Annotated in this window: 24 protein-coding genes; 19 read left to right on the top strand and 5 right to left on the bottom strand. The window is 62.2% G+C overall.

The features are described from left to right. Positions 1–206 precede the first annotated feature (206 nt). The gene (locus AUL28_RS22870) at positions 207–1,256 is read left to right on the top strand and encodes a hypothetical protein (RefSeq protein ID WP_156420112.1); all 1,050 of its coding nucleotides are present in this window, start codon (positions 207–209) and stop codon (positions 1,254–1,256) included. Positions 1,257–1,773: 517 nt separating this feature from the next. On the opposite strand, the gene AUL28_RS20440 is transcribed toward AUL28_RS22870, so the two are convergent. From AUL28_RS20440 to AUL28_RS20425, 4 genes are all read right to left on the bottom strand, one after another. After that, on the bottom strand, positions 1,774–2,424 hold the full coding sequence (locus AUL28_RS20440) for an MAE_28990/MAE_18760 family HEPN-like nuclease (protein WP_062236459.1): 651 nt from the start codon (positions 2,422–2,424) through the stop codon (positions 1,774–1,776). Then, complete coding sequence (locus AUL28_RS20435) at positions 2,411–3,487, bottom strand: DUF262 domain-containing protein (RefSeq protein WP_062236456.1); 1,077 nt, start codon at positions 3,485–3,487, stop codon at positions 2,411–2,413. Before AUL28_RS20435 ends, AUL28_RS20440 begins: the two co-directional genes overlap by 14 nt. Positions 3,488–3,755: 268 nt before the next feature. After that, positions 3,756–4,016, bottom strand: a complete 261-nt coding sequence (locus tag AUL28_RS20430) for a BrnA antitoxin family protein (RefSeq protein WP_062236454.1) — start codon at positions 4,014–4,016, stop codon at positions 3,756–3,758. Then, complete coding sequence (locus AUL28_RS20425) at positions 3,976–4,248, bottom strand: BrnT family toxin (RefSeq protein WP_062236452.1); 273 nt, start codon at positions 4,246–4,248, stop codon at positions 3,976–3,978. The genes AUL28_RS20430 and AUL28_RS20425 overlap by 41 nt, the downstream gene beginning before the upstream one ends. A gap of 455 nt (positions 4,249–4,703) precedes the next feature. Here AUL28_RS20425 and AUL28_RS20420 point away from each other — a divergent pair, with 455 nt between their 5' ends. Both AUL28_RS20420 and AUL28_RS20415 read left to right on the top strand, forming a co-directional pair. Further along, a complete protein-coding gene (locus tag AUL28_RS20420; protein ID WP_156420111.1) occupies positions 4,704–5,903 on the top strand; it encodes a hypothetical protein in 1,200 nt (399 codons plus the stop codon). A gap of 2 nt (positions 5,904–5,905) precedes the next feature. Further along, positions 5,906–6,172, top strand: coding sequence for a hypothetical protein (locus AUL28_RS20415; RefSeq protein WP_062236446.1), 267 nt, complete (start codon positions 5,906–5,908; stop codon positions 6,170–6,172). A 29-nt stretch (positions 6,173–6,201) separates the two neighbouring features. Here the strand turns inward: AUL28_RS20415 and AUL28_RS22865 are convergent, their stop codons facing one another. Then, on the bottom strand, positions 6,202–6,702 hold the full coding sequence (locus AUL28_RS22865; RefSeq protein ID WP_156420110.1) for a hypothetical protein: 501 nt from the start codon (positions 6,700–6,702) through the stop codon (positions 6,202–6,204). Here AUL28_RS22865 and AUL28_RS20405 point away from each other — a divergent pair. The 16 genes from AUL28_RS20405 to AUL28_RS20330 all read left to right on the top strand — a co-directional run. After that, positions 6,675–6,971, top strand: coding sequence for a hypothetical protein (locus tag AUL28_RS20405; RefSeq protein ID WP_062236440.1), 297 nt, complete (start codon positions 6,675–6,677; stop codon positions 6,969–6,971). The genes AUL28_RS22865 and AUL28_RS20405 overlap by 28 nt on opposite strands. After that, positions 6,968–7,552, top strand: coding sequence for a phage antirepressor N-terminal domain-containing protein (locus AUL28_RS20400; RefSeq protein ID WP_062236437.1), 585 nt, complete (start codon positions 6,968–6,970; stop codon positions 7,550–7,552). The genes AUL28_RS20405 and AUL28_RS20400 overlap by 4 nt, the downstream gene beginning before the upstream one ends. Beyond that, positions 7,549–7,782 carry a hypothetical protein gene (locus tag AUL28_RS20395; RefSeq protein ID WP_062236435.1) on the top strand — a complete coding sequence of 78 codons (234 nt, stop codon included), beginning with the start codon at positions 7,549–7,551 and terminating at the stop codon, positions 7,780–7,782. The genes AUL28_RS20400 and AUL28_RS20395 overlap by 4 nt, the downstream gene beginning before the upstream one ends. 233 nt (positions 7,783–8,015) lie before the next feature. Then, on the top strand, positions 8,016–9,071 hold the full coding sequence (locus AUL28_RS20390) for a tyrosine-type recombinase/integrase (RefSeq protein ID WP_192843506.1): 1,056 nt from the start codon (positions 8,016–8,018) through the stop codon (positions 9,069–9,071). Positions 9,072–9,090: 19 nt separating this feature from the next. Next, entirely contained in the window at positions 9,091–9,546 is a 456-nt protein-coding gene (locus tag AUL28_RS20385; protein ID WP_244493585.1) for an ATP-dependent Clp protease proteolytic subunit, read from the top strand. 15 nt (positions 9,547–9,561) lie between these two features. Beyond that, positions 9,562–10,938: a phage major capsid protein gene (locus AUL28_RS20380; protein WP_244493584.1), complete on the top strand. Its 1,377-nt coding sequence runs from the start codon at positions 9,562–9,564 to the stop codon at positions 10,936–10,938. Positions 10,939–11,008: 70 nt separating this feature from the next. Then, positions 11,009–11,482: a hypothetical protein gene (locus AUL28_RS23105; RefSeq protein ID WP_192843505.1), complete on the top strand. Its 474-nt coding sequence runs from the start codon at positions 11,009–11,011 to the stop codon at positions 11,480–11,482. Positions 11,483–11,484: 2 nt separating this feature from the next. Continuing rightward, complete coding sequence (locus tag AUL28_RS20370; protein ID WP_062236430.1) at positions 11,485–12,096, top strand: phage head-tail connector protein; 612 nt, start codon at positions 11,485–11,487, stop codon at positions 12,094–12,096. Further along, a complete protein-coding gene (locus AUL28_RS20365) occupies positions 12,096–12,434 on the top strand; it encodes a hypothetical protein (RefSeq protein ID WP_062236428.1) in 339 nt (112 codons plus the stop codon). Before AUL28_RS20370 ends, AUL28_RS20365 begins: the two co-directional genes overlap by 1 nt. A gap of 2 nt (positions 12,435–12,436) precedes the next feature. After that, a complete protein-coding gene (locus AUL28_RS20360; RefSeq protein WP_062236425.1) occupies positions 12,437–13,063 on the top strand; it encodes a hypothetical protein in 627 nt (208 codons plus the stop codon). Further along, entirely contained in the window at positions 13,063–13,506 is a 444-nt protein-coding gene (locus AUL28_RS20355; RefSeq protein ID WP_062236413.1) for a phage tail terminator-like protein, read from the top strand. Before AUL28_RS20360 ends, AUL28_RS20355 begins: the two co-directional genes overlap by 1 nt. Before the next feature lie 87 nt (positions 13,507–13,593). Then, a complete protein-coding gene (locus AUL28_RS20350) occupies positions 13,594–14,778 on the top strand; it encodes a phage tail tube protein (RefSeq protein ID WP_062236411.1) in 1,185 nt (394 codons plus the stop codon). A gap of 65 nt (positions 14,779–14,843) precedes the next feature. After that, positions 14,844–15,083, top strand: coding sequence for a hypothetical protein (locus AUL28_RS20345; protein WP_062236408.1), 240 nt, complete (start codon positions 14,844–14,846; stop codon positions 15,081–15,083). A gap of 104 nt (positions 15,084–15,187) precedes the next feature. Next, positions 15,188–15,664, top strand: a complete 477-nt coding sequence (locus tag AUL28_RS20340; protein ID WP_062236405.1) for a hypothetical protein — start codon at positions 15,188–15,190, stop codon at positions 15,662–15,664. 83 nt (positions 15,665–15,747) lie between these two features. Then, entirely contained in the window at positions 15,748–16,023 is a 276-nt protein-coding gene (locus tag AUL28_RS20335) for a phage tail assembly chaperone (RefSeq protein ID WP_062236402.1), read from the top strand. Positions 16,024–16,047: 24 nt separating this feature from the next. After that, on the top strand, positions 16,048–20,695 hold a 4,648-nt coding region (locus AUL28_RS20330; RefSeq protein ID WP_192843504.1), incomplete at its 3' end, for a phage tail length tape measure family protein.

The raw sequence follows: 20,695 nt of genomic DNA, 5'->3' as shown, positions 1-20,695 counted from the left end.
CCTAAAATCTCCCTACGTGTATTTCTATCTTGTTGTTGATCATATGTGCATTCAATGTAATAATATCAACAATCGCGCATAGCAGTATATTTTGATCACGTCTTGCTGGCAGCAGCATGTGTGAAAAACTGTAGAAATAGCAGGGACATGGGCGAAGCTTTGCTATATGCAGTCTACAAATTATTAGCAGGAAGGTTCCTAATTAAATGCGGGATTTTTTGAAGAAAGCATCTGGTGTATTGATCGGAGCGATTGGGGCCTTTTTATTAGCTGCGTGCATTGCATTTTTCGATTCTATGAATAGTTCAAAAATAATTGTTTTTGGACAAACAGATCAAAACGTCCCAATTAGGGCCGTCTTACCGTATTTTATAATAATATCTCTTATATTTTTGAGTTTTTTGAGTTTATATATGCTTTTCAGATCGCTGCCATTCCGTGGGACGTCTGATCGGGATCAAAACGAAAGGGTCCTTTCTTCGAGGATAGAGCAGTCCGAAAGAAGGATACAGAACGAAGTAGAAAAGCGCATCGACCAAAAATTTTCCGAGATTATTTCGGGGGCGGTTGGTGAAAATAGCCAAGTGATCGCGAGACTGTTATCAGAACGTCTGGATGCAGGAGTGCTGACAGCGGTACAAGATGCAGTTGGTAGGCAGCTTGACTCTTCTGCGCGTGAGGTGAGGCGCTGGCAGCATATCGAGAACACGTTTGACCGGATCCGCACAAAGCTTGACGGCCCTGCTTCTCGTGCTGAGTCCGCTGCCAATCGCTTCCGCAATGCGGCGATCCTGATATGCGTATTTGGTTTGGGGCTGGCTTGTCTTCGCCTATGGGGTGAAGGAGGTTTCATAGACCGAATCATACCACTCGCAACGGCGGGAAACACGAGCGCTGTCTGGATCGTGGTGTTTGCTAAAGCTGCGCCTTGGGTCGGCGTGATCTTGCTGGCTGAGTTCACAGCGCTTTTGTTTTTCAGGGCCTATCAGCGGGCGATCGAACTGCAGAGATATTTCACAAGAGAGCTTGCAATTTTGGAGGCTCGATTTGCCGGCCTGCGTGTCATCCTCGACCTAGGAACTCCGGATCAGCAGTACGACGTCGTGAAGGCGCTGATGGCTGCCGAGGCGAACATTTTGTCCCCCGACGCCGGAACGCCTGACCCCGCGACGGTCTCATCGATCTTGAGCGCTATCGGCGCGGCAGTGAAAGACTTCAAACCTTCTGCCGCCTCATCAGGCGCGGGTAAGGATTGATGCGGCCACAGAAGCTCAGAATTTCTGTTGTGCCAGGTGAGCTAAAGCACATCCGGCTTGATTCGGTTCATAGGTTGCAGCGGCGAAGTAGTTGGCGCATTCGGTCGGTTCGAAGGGTGGGAGGACGGCGGCGACCGCATCGCACCGCCCATCAACCGTTCTCTTTGATCATTGCGACGATGAAGGCCTCATGCGGATCAAGGGTCGACTCGCGCCGTCAGCCAAGCGGCCGGGCCGTCCGCTGGCCGATCCTGGTTCCCTAACCCGCCGGATCGCCGTCGATATGCCGATCGCGAACCGAACGGCGACTTACCGTGCCTACCTCCCGCCCGGGGACGCATTCAGAGCTTATCACCGATGATCCTCGCTCAGCGCCCTGGCCATCATCCACCTCCATTGAGGCTGACACTGTGTCAGGCGCAACGCTCACCGTAACGTCAAGTCCGGTTCATCGATCGCAGGATGTGCTCTACTGGACAAGCAATGCTCGCCGTCGGCGTTGATCATCGACTGAAAATCAGAGAAAATCGAACAGGCAACCCTGTGCATCATCTTCTGCCTTGAATGGTTTGTTCTGCAGGCGGGTTTCGATAGCAAATGCGAGCTCGTACAGGACTTGGTAGACAGCATTTTCCATGACTTGATATTTCTTTATCTCCTCGAAGATTTTTTCACCATGGGCAATTCCGTTTCGGCTCGTTACAAGAGACTTGAGTAGCTGGCGGTTATGGTCCACAGCGGGACATTCGATATCCGCATACTCGAGCAGTTCTTCTAGAACATTCGGCCAAAGATTCGATTTGGTATCGACGTCAGGAAACTCGGGGGCGCAAGCGATTGGGCCGTTGGCAAATTGTTCTAACGAATTGATGAAATCCTCTGCAGGAAGATTTTTAAGCCTTTTTATCTCCTTTGTCATGGCAAAAATCTTGGTTTTAGCAGGTAGTACGATGCAGCTTTTTTGTGCATTGGCGATTTGTTCGAAGTATAAAGTTAGGGCAAACTTGCAGAATCCCTCGTAGTGTGAATAAAGAAGGCTCCACGCCGCTCTAGTTAAAACTTCGTGTTGCTTTGGTGAAAAATCTTGGCGTTGAAGGAAAACCTTCATAAGCGCGAGTTCGGTCTCGCGCCAATCCAAATCAGCAGTAAGTTCATCAATGATCGTCATGTGCGAGCAGATGCTTGCTGATGACATCGATGCGGCGGTTAAATTTCGAGATGGAGTTTGCGCCAGGACCCGTCGACTCGATGAATTCTACTGACTTGAATGCTTCAATCAAGCGGTTGCGAAGCGTTTCGCTCGGTATAAGGGCTAGTTCGCTCAGGTGCAGATCGACGGCGCCTACGACAGCCTCGAAATAGGCAGGTGCTAGGCGCCCTGTTGGTTCTCGATGGTTGTTGTAGCGTGAGAATGCACCGTTGGTAAAAGTATTATATATGAAATTAAAAACGCTTTTGAAATGTGCTTTCTGCTCTGCAACGTCGAAGGGGCTTTTCTTAAGTAAGATAAATTCCATGTAAGAGTTTAGCCACTCTTCAATGTTACCCTTGAAGCCGGACTTAAAGTTGCGAACTGCAAAAAAACGAAGAACTAGCTCTTCGTCTCCCCTTTGGTCTTTGTTTGTTTCGGGAAGGCGGCCGATTGCATCACTGAATGATTGGTATGAGGCTAATTCTTGGAGTATTTGATAAAACTGTTCTCCGCCTTCGATCATTCGAGAGGAGCAATTTCTTATCTCTTGGGGCGATAGGAGAGAGCCTCCCGTGTTCAGGCGCTTGAACATCTCATACTTGACGAACTGATCGCCAGTTTTTCTTATGATTATGGCGCGGATTGGCGTTCGTTTAATTTTGAGCTTGAGGACTGTCGATAAAGTATTGAAAGTCAAGCCGTTCAGAGATTTGATTATATCGCATCCAGTCAATACCAATTCTGGCTGTCCAATTGCGCCATGGTCCAAGAATTGCAGGACAGAGCTTGTTCTTTGAAGTCCGTCAATCAGTTCCAGTACGTTGGAATCGTTTTCAACTAGGAATATAGGCGGTATCGGTAGGCGCAAAAGTACAGACTCGATCAACCTAGATCTTTGTTCATTGCTCCACCGGAAAAGTCGTTGGTATTCTGGTCGTATGATAATCTCTGCGTCACGGTGAAGATTCAATAGTTCGCCAAATGAGAAATCCACCGCATCGGTCATGATCTCGTTGCCGAATTTTAACTCGTCCACCATGTCCACCACCCATCCTGTTTGTCTGCAGTGTCTTTAGCACTGATGGTTGGCTGAGTAGCTGCAAAAAATCACGTGCTTGGTGGGGCGGAGCGTTTCCACGTTCGATCACTCGGGTAAGAGGAAAAAACTCATCCGAGATTGGGGAAGTAGTGCGGATAAGGGAGAGGCGTGCAGACCTCTCCCTTCCATATGTGCATCAACCAACAGGCCGGCTTTACGGTTTTTGTTGCCGTTCCGTTCTAACACGCGCCGCGCAGTCCGCGTAGGGCTACTGCTTAGAAATCCACTCCCGAAGGGCGTCATTCACGCGGGTCTGCCAGCCCTTGCCGCTGGCGCGCAGCGCCGTGGCGATATCGTGGTCCAGGCGAAGCGTGACCTTCTCTTTCGGGTTCTCGACGGGCGGCCGGCCGCGTCGGACCAGCACGCCGTTTTCGTGCAGATCGGCCCGGTCGAACCACTCGTCGGTCAACTCCGGGGCGTCGTCGGGATCAACCCAAGTGGGCTGCGTAGCGTTTTTGTTCTCGGTCATTGGCTTTCCTCATGGAGATGATGTGACGGGCGTCGCCGCGCGCCGTCCAGACCAGAACCACCATCCGACCGCCCATATACCCAACGGTGATGATGCGGGTTTCACCGTACTCGAAGCGGTCATCCTCCTGGTCGAAGGTGGCACCGGCGAAGACCTCGCCCGCCTGCGCGAAATCGAGGCCGCGTTCGGCAAGGGTCTTTTCGCGCTTGGAGGGATCGAAGGTGATATCCATGTGAATTACCGTACCGACACTTAATCGGCTTGGCAAGGTTTATTGTACGGACAATATTGAGCGGGCAACCCGGAAACCCGACACGCGCCAAAGCGCCCCCGAAGGGAGGGGAGGTTGAACCGGCCGGGGATGTGAGGCATTCATGTCTGTGGAGCCTGAGAACTCCCGACAGGGGACCCGCCAAGGTCTGGCCTGTCAGCCACAGAGCGCAGAAGTGAACTCGCCAAAGTTCAACCTGCGAGACGAACGTGCCGGCCGCCAAGCCGGGCGCGAACGGCTAAGTTATGCCGGGAGTCCGGCCGCTATACAAGACCCTTTCGGGGGGAAGGCGGTCGGGCACGTTCTCTGTGACGTGTTCTCAGCCTCCCGGCGCCAGCCCGATGCTGGCGTAGGTTTTCCCCATGGCGGGGAAAACCCCGGCCCTGAGAAGCCGGTCCCTACAGAGACCGAATCCCATGACGAAATCCCATCTCGCGCTGGTGCGTGACGCCAGTGCATCCCTCACACCCGACCAACTGGATGATCGAACTGGCGAACCCCGCGTCCAAGACCTTCGCCTAGCTCAAATGCTTGGCATGACGGATGCTCATTCGATCCGTCGCCTTATTGAGCGTAACCGTCCTGAGCTCGAGAGCCACGGCGGAATTTCCGATTGCCAGTCGGAAAATACGGGACGCGGCCGGCCCGGCAAGGAATACTGGCTGAACGAGGGCCAGGCGCTCGTCATTTGCGCCCTTTCGCGCACGCCGGCCGCCGCTGCCGTCCGAAAGCAGATGATCGACGTGTTCCTCGCCTACCGGCGCGGTCTGTTGCCGGTCGAGGACGAGGCGCGCCAGACGCTGGCGCATCTTGCCGCCGAAGTCGCGGAACTGCGCCAGCGCGTTGCACTGATCGGCGCGGCTCCGCACATCCGCTCCATTTACAAGAGCGGCTATCTGCCGAGCACGGTGCAACTGATGGTGAGCGACATCAGCACGGAGTTCGGCGCAGAGGGGCGGATCTTCGACGCGCGCCTTAGCACGCAGCTGGGTCTTGTTCATGAAGGTGCCGTGCGCGCCCTCGTCCAGTCGCATCGGTCCTTGCTGTCCGGTCTCGGCCGGCTCCGTGGGGTGGACATTCCCGGTGCTAAATTGCAACTCGGCCGGCCGGCACGGTCATACTGGCTCACAGAGCTTCAAGCCTTGGCCGTTTGCAACTGCATCTCCGGTAACGTCGCCAATCACGCACGGACGCGTATCATTCGCGTCTTCGCGGAATTCCGCCGCCAACAGGAAGAGCGCGCGGCAGCAGGCGGCTTCATCGAGACCCAAAATCAAGCCGAGCTTATCAGCCAGATGGATGAACGGCTGGCCGCGCTGGAAGGGGAGGCGCAACGCAGTTCGCGGAAGGAGGTGAAACGGCAGATTGCGGTTCTGGAAGCCGAACACCGGGCCAAGACGCCTTCGGCCGGCCTTCTCTACGGGACGAAGCCGATCGCGAGCTACCTGAGCATGAAGCCGAGTCAGACGAGCCACAGGATCGCCACGGGGGAAATCCCGACGTTCCGGATCGGCGATACGGTGTGCGCTCGCATAGCTGACCTCGATCAATGGATCGAGGAAATGGCGGTGGGCGGGCGCTCCATCCCTGCCGGCGTTCGTGGGGGGAGGGCATAAGGATGACCCAGCCCGAAATCCGTCAGACCTACTGCGAGCCCTCCGTCAGCCCGACTCCGGCAACCATGGTCGGTCTCGCATCGGGGCTCACCGAAGCGCGGGCCATGCTCGCGGCGCAGATGTGGGAAATCGACTTCCTGCGAGACGAGACGCACGCGATCCGGCAGAGGCTCAACCGCGCTTATGTGCTCGCCCTTGCGGCCGGCGCAGTGACGGGCGCGGTCTCGGCCGGCCTCCTGTCCCTCTGTCTTGGCGGGGTGGCGTCGTGAGGACCGTTCCATTCTCCCGCATCTCCGACCTAGAAGACAGCCTGACGACCTGCCATCTTCGGTCGGAAATCCTTCTGATGGTGGTTCGGCTTCTCTTTGAAACCGGCCGGGGGCATCGCGCCGGGATTTCCGAACATGAAATCGCCGCGCTGTCGGAAGCTGCGCTCGATGCGACCGAAGCGGCTCGCCGGCATCGGGATGCCTTTTACGCCGCGATCGAGGCTGACCAGCAGCCGGAAGCGAAGCCTTCGCCCCCTGAGGCCGCGCGGTCGAGCTTCCGCGATGTCGAAGACGCCGTGGTGAAATGCGGCACCCAAATCGAAATCGCCGCCTCCGTTGCCGAAGCCCATCTCACGGACGCGGGCGACGTTGCGCTCGATGAGGTGAACAAGAGGGTGCTTCTCGAAACGGTTCTCCAGGCTCGGGATGCGGTCTGGAAAATGCAGGAAGAATTCGAAGGGGCGCTTCGAGCGGATAACGAAGCGCGGCGGAGGGCGGCGGCATGAAAGCCATATCTCGACGCCAGACACTTCGCTTCCTCACGGCCGGCGCGGTCATAGCGTCTCTGCCCGCGCTCGCACGTGTCGGCGCGCTCGATCCTTCGGCCGCGCCCGAACGGTGGCCCGCCGACTTGGCGCACCGTTTGGCCACCTACAGCGACGAGACGCGGCATCGCTGCCGAACGATCAAATACTACGCCAGGATGATGGAGCTGTTCGAGCGTGCATCGCCCGAAGAGCTTCGCCAGATGCTGGCTTGGATGGAGGCTTACCAAGCCGAGCACGGAGGTGCGGCATGACCTCGCGTCTCGTCACGGTGAACTTCCGCGGAACGGATCTCTACAGCTTCGAAAACGACGATGGCGTGTTCGTGGCCGTCAAACCCATCGTGGATGCGATGGGCGTGGATTGGAATGCACAGCGCCAGCGCATCCGCCGCGATCCCATCCTGTCCGAAGGGGCGTGTATCATACCCGCCCCTTTGGCGAAGGGAGGCGTTCAGGAGACGACCTGCCTCAAGCTCGAGCTCGTCAACGGATGGCTGTTCACGATCGACGCCAGCCGCATCAAGGACGAGGGGGTGCGGGAGCGCGTCATCCTCTACCAGCGCGAATGCTACCAGGTGCTCACCCGCCACTTCCATCGGCCGGCCGGCGCGCCTCCGGTGGAAATTCCTTCGGGCGACCAGCCGCACGAGCCTGACGGGCCGCGCGTCCGCCTCGTTTCGGAAGCGCGGCAGGTGTTCGGGACGCGCGCGGCTGGCGAGCTTTGGTTCAAGCTGGGCCTGCCTGTCACGCCGTCGATGACGGAAGCTCGAAAGCAACTCGACCTTCTCGACTATTCGCGCATTCGCACGAACGAAGGGGAGGGCTCGCGATGACGCTCATCTTCATCGACATGGAGCGGTCGAGCCGGCGTCAGATCGTGGCGGCTATCCACGCCATGATTGACCGGCTGGATTCACTGGATGGCGACTGCGATCTAGAACCGGACGCCGACAGCGAACCCAGCCTTGGCTGGTCGAGCACCTATGCGATCGGCCGGCATGACGGCGACCCGCGCGCCGACGAACGCGAAGAGGCGCAACTCGAAGAAGTCTCGCACTTCTGAAACCCGACGATCGGCCGGCCTCGTGCCGGCCGGTCTCCCTTTCACGAAATCGGAGAGAGACAATGGCGAGCGTTTCGAAGCGCGAGTGGACCTATAACGGAGAGACCAAGACCGCCTGGGCGGTTCGCTTTGTGGACGAGAAAGGCGTCAGAAGATCGAAGCAGTTCGACAAGAAGAAGGATGCGGACGCTTTCAAGCGAAAGGTGGAGCGCGAAGCGGAAGATGGGACCTTCGTGGCCGACGCGGACACGCAGACGGTGGAGGCGTCCTGCGAGGACTTCGTGCGCCACATGGAGGACCGCCGACGGATGGGCGCGATCGGGCGCAACCGCGAAGTGAGCGTTGCCCTGCACATCGATCGGAGCATCATCCCGCACCTTGGGGCGATGAAGTGGACGGAGCTCAAGCCGGTCCGCGTCGAGCAATGGACGCGTGAAATGGTTCGGCTCGACGGTCTCAATCCGCGCACCGCCCGCGACCGCCTCAGTACGTTCCGGCTGGTCGAGAAGTTCGCCATGGCTCACGGCCGGCTGCGAAAGCGCGTGTCTGATCACGCGGTCGAGGCGATGCGAGGGATCGCCCGGGCGAAGGTCCGCACCTTCACGGCAAACCAGATTCAGCACCTTTTGGGCGTCGTGGAGACCCGCGCCGCGCACAAATGGCGGAACGACTCCATGATGCGCTGTTTCGTCTACCTCGCGGCCACCTGCGGGCTGAGATTTGGCGAGATAGTCGGGCTTACGGTTCCATTGATCGACTTCGACCGGCGCATGATCCGCGTGCGCCATAGCCTGACCCAGTGGGACGAACTGAAGGGCCCGAAGACGGCTGCCGGAACGCGGGATGTGCCTATGCCGGCCCATGTCGCTCAAGCATTGAAGACGTGGTTGGAGCGTTGGTATCAACACAACGATCGGCAGATCGTGTTCCGCACCGTTCAAGGCGGTCGCGTCATGGGCGATAACCTACAGGAGATGTGGACGGCGCTCTTGAAGCGGGCCGGCATCGCTGATGAAGGCCAATCCTATCACTTCCACGCCTTGCGGCATTTCGCGGCCTCGTGGTGGATCGAGAACGGCCTTTCGCTGATGGATGTGGCCCAACTGATGGGCCACGAAAAGTTCGATATGACCTTGCAGACCTACGCGCATCCGGTCAGCGACCGCGCCGCCCATCATCTGGCTTTCGAGCGCATGAGCATGGGTCTTCGGACTGCCGGGCCGATGCTCGACGGAGCGCTTCTGACGCAAGGCGCGAGCCAAATCGACGGTTCATTGACGCAAGGGTGACGCAAGAGCCCCTAAGCCATTGAAAAAGCAGCCCCGCTATTGCTGGGTCTACGCGATGGGCAACCGGCACGACATGCGCGAGACCAGCGAATGGCTGCAGCCGTTCGATCAGGCGATGGTGGACCTCTACGCTGCCCGGACCGGCCAGAGCGTTGAGGACATCGCGAAGTGGATGGATGCCGAGACCTACATGTCCGGCACGCAGGCGATCGAGCGCGGCTTTGCCAACGCTCTCCTTGCAGCCGATGCCATGAAAGTCGACGAGGACGCGAAGTCGAAGGACAAGGACGTCAACGACCTTCGCGCTCTGGAACTGCAGCTCGTGGCGGCTGGCGCGACCCGCGCCCAGGCTCGCGAGCGCATCAACAAGATCAAGGGCACGCCGGGCGCTGCCATTGAAGCCACGCCCGGCGCTGGCGAAGAGGTGCCGGATTGGTCCGGCCGCCTCGCCTCTCTCGTGTCCAAGAACAGCTAACCTCAGGAGAACCCGATGCGTCGGATGTTCACGTTCGCGGCGATCCTCGTCGCGGCGCTCTTTTCCATGTCTCATGCCTACGCCATGGGCGATCTGGCCCAGGCGGTCGCCGCCGCGCCATCCCTCGGCCCGGCCATCATTGGCGCCGCCGGCGTCTTCGCGATGTCTCGCCCCGAGCTTCGCATTCCCCGCGCCATCACCGGGATCGGCATTCGCGCCGACACCAAAGATCCGCGCGTCATGTGCGCCGAACTTCTCTCGGCGTTCGAAGCCTTCAAGGCCGCCAACGACGAAGCCCTGAAGGGCAAGGCGGACGTGGTCCTTTCCGAGAAGGTGGACCGCATCAACACCGCCGTCAGCAACTTCCAGGCTTCGCTCGACGACCTGACGGTGAAGCTGGCCGCCGCCGCCCTCGGTGGTGGCGTCGTGGGCGACCTGCCCGCCTCCGACCCCGAATATGTGGCCGCCTTCAAGGCTCACATGCGCAAGGGTCAGGTGTCGGCGGCCATGGACAAGGGCACCGACGCGAACGGTGGCTATCTGGCGCCGATCGAATGGGATCGCACCATCACCGCCAAGCTCAAGCGCATCTCCAAGCTGCGCGAGAACGCGCGCGTCATCTCCATCTCGGTGGCCGGCTTCAAGAAGCTCTTCTCCGACCGCAATGTTGGATCGGGCTGGGTCGGCGAAACGGCGTCCCGTCCTGCCACCAGCACGCCCGGCATCGGCACCCTCGACTTCACGCCGGGCGAACTCTACGCCAACCCGGCCATCTCGCAGCAGCTGCTGGACGATGCCGCCCTCAATCTCGAGCAGTGGCTGGCGGACGAGGTCGATACCGAGTTCGCCCGCCAAGAGGGGATCGCCTTCCTGGCCGGCGACGGCGCCAACAAGCCCTATGGCGTCCTGACCTATGTCACGGGCGGGGCGAACGCTTCGCGCCATCCCTGGGGCGCCATTCAGGTCCAGAATACCGGCAAGGCGGCCGAGTTGACGACTGACGGCATGATTGACCTCATGTACGGTCTGCCATCCGAGTTCGCCGCCAACGCCAAGCTCTACATGAACCGCCTGTCGGTCGGTCAGGCGCGCAAGTTCAAGGATGCGGGCGGCAATTACATCTGGCAGCCGTCCTATAATCTGGGCGAGCCCCAGACCCTGAACGGCGCGCCCATCGTCGAACTGCCGGACATGCCGACGGTCGCGGCGGGCAACATCTGCGCGCTCTATGGCGACATGGAAGCGACCTACATGGTGATCGATCGCGTCGGCATCGCCGTGCTCCGCGACCCCTTCACCAACAAGCCCTACGTCCACTTCTACACCGTCAAGCGCGTCGGCGGCGGGGTCTACAATCCCGAGCCCATGCGCGCGCTCAAGGTCGCCGCCTAAGGGCGTCGGTCGGGTTCCCTGCAACAGGCCGGCGCCGATGCGCCGGCCTTTTTCGTGAAAGGCCCCAACCATGGGCAGCAAGAAGACGCAGACCGAGACGGAGACGGAAACCGAAACGGGTGAGGCGGCCCCGCCGGCCGGTGAAGGCACCACCACGGCCGGGACGCAGTCGGACGCGCCAGCGGGTGACAGCGAGACGGTCGATACCGGCGAAGCGCCGCATCTCGCATACGCGACTTCGGACAATTCGGTCACGGAACTCGAGGCGCATGTCGTTGACGGCCATGTCGTCCTGAATGACCAGGGCGATAACGTGCTGGAGACGCCTGCAGCGGCCGACAACGGCATTGCTCCGGCCGAGACGTTCTCGCCGTCCGGCGCTCCCGAGCAGACCGTGCCGGACGTCGACCCCTCGCATCCGGCCGTCGATGCCGATCCGCGCGCCAAGACCACGGCCGAACAGAACCGCATCGACTTCAACGATCCGACGATCAGCGGCGAGGAAGCCGTGGCTCGGAGCCTCGCGGCCCAGACGAAAGGCTGATCATGCGCCCGCCCGTCCGCATCGTTGCGCCGGCCGTCTTGCCCGTCACCATCGAAGAGGTGCGCGACGCGTGCCGGATCACGGGCAGCAGCGAGGATGCGCGCCTTCAGCGCATGGCGCAGGCGGCCGTGGAGCGCCTCGACGGCTACCGCGGGCGGCTCGGGCGGGCGTTGATCCACCAGACATGGCGGCAGGATTTCGGGATCGGCGAGTGCGCGCCTTTGCGCCTTCGCTTTCCTGATGCCGTGTCGGCCACCGGCCTCTGGCTCGACCTGGACGGGACCGAAACGGCCGCTGCGATCCGCCTCGACGAGGATGTCGTCAGCCCGTTCGTCGTCGCCAACCGGAACGGCGGCCCGGCCGGCCGGCTGTTGCGCGTCACCTATGTCGCCGGCTACGGCCCGACGGCCGCCGACGTCCCGGCCGCGATCCGCGAGGCCATCCTTCTCGACATCGGACACCGCTTCCATGCCACCAGCGAGGGCGGTCAGATCCGCAGCGAAACGACGGAAGACGTCGGCAGCATCGCCTTCAACAGCCCCGAACAGACGGCGCTCGCCAGGAAGCGGATGATTGATGACCTCCTGCGCGATTTCCGGCGATGGAACGTCTGATGAGCGCGGCCGATCAGATGCTGCGCGCCTACCGCCGCATGATGGCACGCAGCGGCGAACAGGTGATGATCCGGCGCGGCGAAGGATCGGCCGGCCGGAACATCGGCGTTCGCGCGCGCGTGACGACCTTCGACGCGCACGAGGTCGTGGGCGACATCGTGCAGACCGACACGAAGCTGATCGTCATGGCGGAAGACGTGACTTTCGATCCGCCGTTCCAGAAGGGCGACCGCGTCATGATGCACGGCAGGACGCTCGCGATCGTCGGGCCGCCGAACGACAAGACGCGCCGCGTCGGCGGCGTGCTGATTGCCTACGAGTTTGCGGTTCGGGGCTGACCATGGCGAAGCTGCAGAATGTGCGCACCGCGATCGATATCGCGCGGGCGGCGACGCTTGAAGCGACGCAGCGCGCCCTGGTCGAGACGGCCAAGCGCGAGCATGCCAAGATCATGGGCGCCGTTCCGCGCCCGGGTGCTTTCCGGCGCTGGGTGGACGGGCGAGAGGGCGCGGCCGAGGAGACGGTGAAGGACTTCGGCGTCATTCAATACGAATACGAGCGGCTCGACATGGTGGCGCAGTTCGCCATGGAAACGCTCTTCGATCTCAGTCCCGTCTTGAGCGGTGACTATCGAAACTCGCACACAATGTTCATTCGCGGCCGCGCCGTGAAGAACCTGCGCCGGCGTCGGGCGGGCGAGGAGATCTATATCTCCAGCTTCCTTCCGTATTCGCGCGTCATCGAAAACGGCTCGATGAAGATGCGCGTACCGGGCACCGATCAGGTCTACGCGCAGGCCAGTTGGATCGTGCACCGCCGCTTTGGCAACATCGCCAATGTCGGGTGGACGTGGATTGGAATTGCGGACGGGCGCGCCAACGGCGGGGCCATTCGCACGGGCAGCGGTGCTGCATTCGACCAGTCCGACGCCCGTTATCCCGCGCTCTGGATCGGGGAACTCGGATAATGGCGAACATTGCCGGCGCTGAGGCCGCGATCCTCACGCGCTTTCAGGCGAATTGGAACCGCACGCCCATCGCCCTCCCGAACGGGCCCGAGATCGACAAAGCGAACTCGGACGGCGACTTCCAGCCATGGGTGTTTTTCGAGACTGGCGTCTCCACAAGCAACCTGCGCGGCGTCGGCCGGCCGGGCGATCAGCTGTGGGAATATCTCGGCCTCATCACCATCCACGTCTTCGTTCCGGTGGGTGTCGGTGCGGCACCCGCCAAGGCGCTGGCGACCGAGGCCGGCGAGATCTTCCGCGCGGCCGAGTTCTACCGGGACACGCCCGGCTGCTGCGTGCGCTCCTGGGCGCCGCGCATCGACGGTGGCGGTCCCGCCACGGACGACAAGAACTGGTGGCGCGTCACCGCGACCATCCCATTCGAGTACCTGCATCGCGGGTGACGGCGGACGGCGCGCCCGGCCGTCGAGACGCGTGCTGACGGGCATCTGACCTGGCGCATGGCGCCTTCCCAACATTGGAGACGAGCCGTGGGCTATCAGACCGGCCGAAATATCCTTGTGAACGTCAAGCCGGAAGCGAGCTATGGCGTGCTGCCCGACAACACGGGCGGCAAATCCTTCCGCGCCAACAGCGGCTCCGTGGCCCTTTCGAAGGAGCCGATCCGATCGGGCGAGAACCGCCGCGACGGGCAGCAGACGCGCGGCCGCCACGGCTCCAAGAGCGTTTCGGGCAGCTACACGGCCGACCTCAGCCTCGGCTCCTTCGACGACCTTTTCGCGGCCGTGTTCCGGGGGACGTGGGACACGCCGCTGGCGCTCTCCGGCCTGTCGGTTACGGCCGATGCCACCGCCAAGACGTTCACGCGCTCGGCCGGCTCGTGGATTAGCGACGGCGTGCGCGTCGGCGACGTCGTTCGCTTCTCGGGCTTCACCACCACGGCCAACAACGCCCGCAATTTCCGCGTCGTCGGCCTGACGGCGACGGTCATGACGGTGGCCGAGACGCCCGTGTCGGTGGGCTCGGCCCAGACCGGTGTCGGCTTGGCTCGGCCCAAGAAGCTGCTGCAGGGCGTCACGCCCCGCTCGTTCGCGGTCGAGGAAGCCGAGATCGACATCGATGGCTCGGAGCTTTTCACCGGCGTGCGCGTCGGTCAGATGCAGTTGAACCTTCAGCCGAACGGCATGGCGACCGTCACGTTCTCGCTGGTCGGACAGGACATGCAGGTGAAGGAGGGCGCGGAATCCCCCTATTTCGCCTCGGCGACCACGACCGTCTCGCTCGGCATGACGGCGGTGGAAGCGGTGATCCGGCTCGGGGACCGCGATGTTTTGGACATCAGCCAGGCGACCCTTTCGATCAATCTGAACGCCGCCGGCTTCCCGGTGGTCGGATCGAACGTGACGCCCGATGTGTTCACGAACCTCGCGACTGTCGAGGGCACGCTGACCGCGCTGCGCAATGACGTCAGCCGCGTGAAGAATTTCCTGAACGAGGACCAGATGTCGCTGCATCTCCTGTTCACGGAGAACGAGAGCGAGCCGCGCGACTTCATCGCCTTCTACGTGCCAAATCTGACCCTTTCGAACGCCACCAAGTCGGAACTTGGCTCCGACGGGCCGCGCACGCAGCAGCTGTCGATGATGATCGGCACCGACGATCGTGGCGGGGCCTTCGACCCCGTCATGGTCAAAATGCAGACGTCCGCCGCCTGACGCGGACGCCGAGCCGGCCGGCGCGCCTGCGCCTGCCATCCTCAACCCCGTGAATGGAGGCCACCATGGCCGATAAGAAGCCGGATGCCGAGCATCCGAAGGCGGCGGCTGTCCGCAAGGCGGCTGGCGCACTCGCCGACGCCCTCGCGGCGGCGCGTGCGGTCGGGCTCGCTATCACCTGGCCGAGCCGGCCGGAAGACCTGCCGGCCATCCTGATCAGCGAGACCGGTTCCGTGCGCGACGACGCCGAAGCGGACGATCTCACCGGCACCAAGGTCGAGACGCGGCCCGCGACGGCCGACTGACCTTCACCAGATGCCCGCCGCACACGGGCCCCTCGTAGCGCGCGCGACAGCGGGCGGCGTGTCGGCGCCGCCCGATCCATTTCCTTCCGACAAAGGACAGACCCATGAACGCCATCGACCTTTCCGCCTTCGTCCCGACCGACACGGCGATCCTCGAAATCCTCGCCCCGGGCGGCGTGACCAGCACCGGCTGGAACATCACCTTTGCTGGCCCGAGCCATCCGAAGGTCATCGCCTTCAACGAAGCAAAGACCCGCGAGAACCTGCGCCGTCAGCGTCAGATCGAATCCGCACAGGCCAATAACCGCAAATACAAGCCGGAAGACCGTGAGGTTGACGACGTTCGCCGCGAGAACGTCGCCTGGGTTGTGGCTCGCATCATCGACTGGACGCCGGTCAAGCTCGGCGCTGGCGACCCTATCGCCTTCAACGATGACGCCGCGTTCAAGCTGCTTCTCAACCCGGATTTCGCCTGGGTCCTCAGCCAGATGGTGGATTTCATCACGGATGAGCGGTCTTTTACGAAGGGCTCCGCGAAGACGTCCGACGCTTCGCCGAGCGCCACTTCGAACTCGGACTGATCGACTCGGAAACAGGTTTTAGCCACCGGGAGACGATCGAGGGTCTGTTGAAACGGGCCCGCACACCCGAAAAGCGGGAGGAATTGGAGGCCGAACTCCATTCCGACCCGCTTCCGCTGGCGGGAAAGTATCTTTGGGACATCTTCACTCGCCTTCATAACCGCCGATCCTCCGGTGGCTTCGGCGTCAGTCCCATCACATGGCCCGACATCGACGCCTTCACCCGGCTGACCCGCTGCGCGCTATCCCCTTGGGAAATCGAGGTCATCGAAGACTGCGACGCAGCGTTCCTGGCCGCTGTTTCGAAACGCGATGCCGAATCTGAGACGCGGACCTCCGGCGAGGCGCCGGGGGACTAATCCCTTGCGCCTGCTGGAGCCCCTATGAGCAACGTCATCGTCACCGAACTGGTCGTTGACGCGCGCGGCGCTGAAAAGGGGACGGCTACTTGGGATCGCGCCATGAAGGTGGCGCAGGCGGCTGTTGATCGTCTCCTTGATCGCGACAACGCCCTACGCAACGCGATGGACCAGACGTCCACCACGATGACGACGGCTGCCGGCACGGTGACGGGCGCGGCCAAGGCGTGGGAAAAGCTTCGAGCGGTCGCCGATCCGACCGTGTCGATCATGAACAAGATCCAGAAGGCCACGCTGGACGCGGACGCGGCCGTCCGCAGGGGCATCACGACGCAGGCCGAGGCCGATCGCGTCCTGGAGCAATATGTCCGGACCATGCAGGCCTCGTCCGTGGCCGGCCGTGAGGCGGCGCGCGAGGCGCAGTCGCTGGCGGCTGCACAGGAGAGGGCCGCGCAGGCCGCTGCCCGCAACGCCGCGGTCCTGGACGATCTCCGCGCCTCTCACGATGGCGTTTACGACGCCTCTCGCCGGATGGCGCGCGAGGTGGATGAACTGGCGCGTCTGGAAAGCGCTGGCATCAAGATTGCTGGCGGCTACGCGGCCGCGCTCGACCGCATCATCCTGAAATACGACGAGACGGCTCAGGCGGCGGCCAAGGCCAAAGCCGCCCAGGCCGATATGATCCGGCAGGCGCGCGAGGATCAGAACGCCGCCAATTCCAAGGCGGCGGCCGGCGCCAATCATGACAAGTTCAGCTCCTTCATGGGGGTTGGGTCCGGGGCCTCGTCCTCCGCGCGCGACAGCGCGCAGGTGTTCGAGGAGGAGGCTCGCGCGGCCGAAAAGCTGCGCGAGGAATTGAACCCTCTCGGCGCGGCCTACGCCAAGATGCTGCAGCAGATCAGCGCCTATGAGGCTATGGCGCGTCGAGGCACGATCTCGACCGACGAAATGTCGGCCGCCGTGCGCAAGGCGATCAACGGGTTCCACCAGCTGGCCGACAGCGAGGCCGCGCGCGAAACGCAGGCCTTGGCCGCCGAGCAGGATAGGGCGGCACAGGCCGCGTCCCGCCATGCGGCGATGCTGGACAATCTACGGGCCTCGTTCGACCCCGCCTATGCCTCCGCGCGCAACATGGCGCGTGAACTCAGCGAACTCACGATGCTGGAGAATGCCGGCATCAGGGTTGCGGGCGGCTACGCGGCGGCGCGCGAGAAGATCGCCCGGAAATATGATGCGGGCGCGCAGGCTGCCGACAAGGAAGCGCGTGCCGTCGCGCAGCTGCGTGAGGAACTGAACCCCCTTGCGGCAGCCCATGCCCGGCTGAACGAAAAGCTCGAATCCTACCAGGCGATGGCACGCCGTGGAGCGATCACGAGCGACGAACTGGCGCTTGCGACCAGCAAGGCGCGCCGCGAGTTCGATCACTCGGCACGCAACCTGCGCGGCGTTGGCGATGAGGCTCGGCTGTCGAGCCATCAGGTCCAGAATCTTGGGTACCAGCTGAACGATGCCGCGACGATGCTCCTGTCGGGCTCGTCGCCGTTCCAAGTCCTCGCCACTCAGGGCGGCCAAGTCGTGCAAGCGCTTGGCGACGGGCCCGGAGGCGTAAAGGGGGCTCTGAAAGCGATCGGGGACTCGGTCCTCGCCTTTGGCGCGCGGCTCGGCCCGGTTGGCGTTGCCGTTGGTGTGCTCGGCGCGGCTGGCGCAGTCGCCCTCGCCATGTGGCCCACTGTTCAGGATCGCATCGAGCGCGTGAACGCGTCGGCGGAGAAGTTCGCCAACACCCTCCGGGACATTCGGCGCGGTAGCGCCGGCTTGGCAGATTCGATCGAGCAGGGCGTCAATCGGAAGCTGATGCTGGGGCCTGAGGAACTTCAGGATCGCCTTGCGGCGGAGCAGCAGCGTCAGTCCGAGAGCATTGAGCAGGCTCGCAAGGGCATTGGACGGTCCGCCTTCTACTCGGTTGGCTGGAACCCGATCACTTGGGGCAGGGATGCCTTTCAGACGGTCACGGGTGGCATTGACTCGATCAGCCTGCAGAAGCTCGTCGCCGAGTTCACCGATGGCACGAAATCTGCGTCCGAACTTCGTCAGGAACTGGATCGCCTTCAGGCAACCGGTCAGGTTCCGCGCTACCTCTACGGTCCGATTGAAGAAATCACCAAGCTGACGGATGCTTCGGTCGAAGCGGAAGCCAAAGTTAAGGTGCTCCAGGACGCGCTCGCCAACTTCCGCATCGCGAAGCAGGCGGCGGACGACGCGGAGAAGGCCGGTACGGCCTACGAGAAGTTCCGCGGTGCCGGCTTCGATCTCGAGACGCTCAAGACCGAGCGCCAGCGCATCAACGAGGCGTTCGAAAAGTTCAAAGCGACGTCCATGGGGCCGCTCAACCCCAAGGATGTGCAGCGCTACAACGAGGCGCTCCGCCAGCTTGATGCGCAGGACGAGCGCGCCCGTAAGGGACGTGAGCTCGACATTCAGCAGGTCGGCGCACGCACCGTCGCCGAGCGCGCCCGGATTGCGGCCGAGCGCGAGCGGCTGAACCTCACCATTCCGGGGATCAATCAGGAGAAGGTGGCAGCGGACGCGGCGGCTGCCTCGCAGATGGTCTATGCCGAGGCGGCGGAATCTGCTGCCGAGGCTCTACGATCCTCAAAGGATGCCTATGCGCAGGCCGGTCTGGACGGTTACGCCGGCCAGGTTGCAGCGATCAACACGCAATATGCCCGCCAGATCGAACTCGCCCAAGGGTCGGACGCGGCCGTCCGCGCGCTCACCGAAGCGCGTGATCTCGACCTCAAGACGCTGGAGGTCAGCACCCGCAAAAGCCTGTTCGATGGTCAGGAAGAGGAACTGCGCCGGCTTCAGGTCGAAGTCGGGCTGATCGGCCAGAACGATGACGCTCGCCGCAAAGCTCTTGCCACGCTTCATGCGGAAAGCGAACTGCGGCGCCAGGGGATCGACCTCAACAGCGAGTGGGGGCGCACCTATGTCAGCAATGCCCAGCAAATCTCCGACATGGACGATGCGCTCGGCAAGCAGCAGAAGACCTTCACGGACCTGAAGGAAGCGGCATCGGGGTTTTTCGATGCCGTTTCGTCGGGCGGCGGCGTCCTCGACGCGCTCGCCAGCACGTTTGGCCGGCTTGGCCAGCAGATGGCCTCGAAGGGGTTCGATCAGCTTTTCGGCAAGATCCTCGGCAACGGGGGGCAAAACGCGACCGGCCTTTCGCAGGCTCTCGGTGCGGCCACCAATATGGCTGGTGGGGCGCCGATCTATGGCAGCGACATGGCCACGGAGCGGACGTTCTCGGCGCCGGTTGGAGCCGTCACGCGCGTGCCGCTTGGTCCTGTCGAGGTCACGCTGCCGCAGTCTTCGGGCCGCGCGGTCGAGCAGGCCGGCAACGCCTTCCTCAATCTGATCCGGAAGGCCGAGGGCACGTCGGGCTCGAACGGCTACAACACCTCGCTCGCCTACGGGAAGTTCACCGGTGGCGAACGCAACCTGACGGGCATGTCGCTCAATCAGATCGATGCGCTGCAGTCCTCCATGCTCCGGCATCCGGAGAACGTTTATAATTCGTCGGCTCTGGGCGCCTATCAGATCGTCCAGAAGACGCTGCGCGGGCTGCGCGACGAACTCAAGCTCACCGGGGCGGAACTGTTCTCTCCCGAGATGCAGGACAAGCTGGCCACGACGCTCGCAGGGCGACGCGGGGCCAATGTCGCCGGGCTGCGGAACGAATGGGAAGGCTTCCGCCGCGTCGACGCGGACACGATCCTCGCGGCCTATCAATCGCGAGGCCCTGACGCCTCCACGACGCGCGCCTATGAGCGCGCCACGGAACGCGGTGTCGAGCGAGGTCTCAGCAACGCACTGCCACCAATCGATGGCGGATATGCCGGCGTTGGTCGTGGTGGCGTACCAGTCCCCACCCCGCGACCCAACGTGGGGGGCCTGACGGGTAGCGGCTCGATCCTGGGCATCCAGTATCCCGAATTCAGCGCGCTGGGCGGCCTGACAGCTGGTCTCGGCGGGTTCGGGGCTGGATATTCGTCCGGATCGGCGCTCGGCGGCGGCTTGCAGGGCGCTTTGGGCGGCTTCATGTCCGGCGGCCCGGTCGGCGCGGTGATCGGAGGCATTTCCGGATTGCTGGGCGGTGTCCTCGGCAAGAAGAAGCAGAAGAAGCAGGAGGAAGAGGAAGCCAAGCGGCAATGGGAGGGGATGCAGCCTCAGTACGAGGGGTATCGCCGCTATCTGTCGGGTGAGGAAAGCGGCAATCTCCGCACCGACTTCCAGAACATTCAGGCGCAGTTCAATCAGTTCAACGCTGCCTCGACCAAGGCGAAAAACGGCGATCTGGTCGAAACCGCGCGTTCCTTCTACGCCTATGTCCAAAAGCAGCTTTCCGAGTTCCGCGAGGCCTTCGAGGGCGTCGCGGCCGATCTGGAAGCGGGCGCCGGTCTGGATGGACCGTTCGCCAAGGGCAAGAGTGCCGTCCGGCAGTTGCAGAAGCAGCTGCAGGGCTATCTCGACGACGTTGCCATCGCCTACTACCAGGCGGACAACGGTCTGCAGGGCGGTGCGCCCTTCGCCGCAGCCGACGCTGCCTGGAAGGATCGGCGGGAAGCCGCGTTGGCCAAGGCGCGCCGCGCCGCGCAGGATCAGGCGC

Source organism: Aureimonas sp. N4 (assembly GCF_001463925.1).
In the GTDB taxonomy this organism is placed as follows: domain Bacteria; phylum Pseudomonadota; class Alphaproteobacteria; order Rhizobiales; family Rhizobiaceae; genus Aureimonas; species Aureimonas ureilytica_A.
This window is presented reverse-complemented; position numbering and strand designations above follow the sequence as displayed.